Here is a 607-nt window from a genome sequence, read left to right as displayed (position 1 = left end):
CAAGGCAGAATATGAGCTGCTGGTGGCGCTTTCGTCTTATCCAAATCAGGTATTAAGCCGTGAACGCATTCTCAACATGATTAGCCATCGTGTTGACGCGCCAAACGACAGAACGATTGATGTTTTGATTCGTCGCATGAGAGCAAAAATGGAGTTTGATCCTAAAAACCCACAAATTTTTGTGACCGTACACGGTGAAGGCTACATGTTTGCAGGCGACTAGGCGTGGCTTAGAAAGACCAAAATTAAACAAACMAAAAAAGAGCGGATTAAGCTCTTTTTTTGTTTCTGCAGATCATGATTCATCATTTTGATGCGCGATTCTCTGCCATGATTTGTTCGTCAGTAAGGAGCAAATCTCGCATGCCTTGCCATAGCTGGCCGAGGGTTTCATACCAGTAGCGCTCTGTTTGCTCAAGGTAGATGGCTTTAGGGGCATATCTGTCCCAAGCTTGAGAGATGTTCTTTTGCGCAAGGTAGTTTGTTGGCGCGGGTAACGGCGTTATGCCAGCGTCATGAAACTCTTTCATTGCACGTGCCATGTGACTGGCTGAAGTGACCAAAACCAGCTGTTTTGACGCACAAATGTCCGCTGCTTGCGCAGCTT

General features: G+C 46.2%; 2 protein-coding genes. One reads left to right on the top strand and one right to left on the bottom strand.

Features of this window, described 5'->3' with window-relative positions:
• On the top strand, nt 1-223 hold a 223-nt coding region (locus CIK04_RS27465), incomplete at its 5' end, for a winged helix-turn-helix domain-containing protein (RefSeq protein WP_176463452.1).
• A gap of 82 nt (nt 224-305) precedes the next feature.
• Here the strand turns inward: CIK04_RS27465 and CIK04_RS27460 are convergent.
• A partial coding sequence (locus tag CIK04_RS27460; RefSeq protein ID WP_176463451.1) for an ElyC/SanA/YdcF family protein occupies nt 306-607 on the bottom strand: 302 nt, incomplete at its 5' end.

The sequence above is a fragment of the Vibrio sp. 03_296 genome (assembly GCF_002265885.1).
The sequence above is the reverse complement of the archived record's forward strand: the minus strand, read 5'-3'. Positions and strand labels throughout refer to the sequence as shown.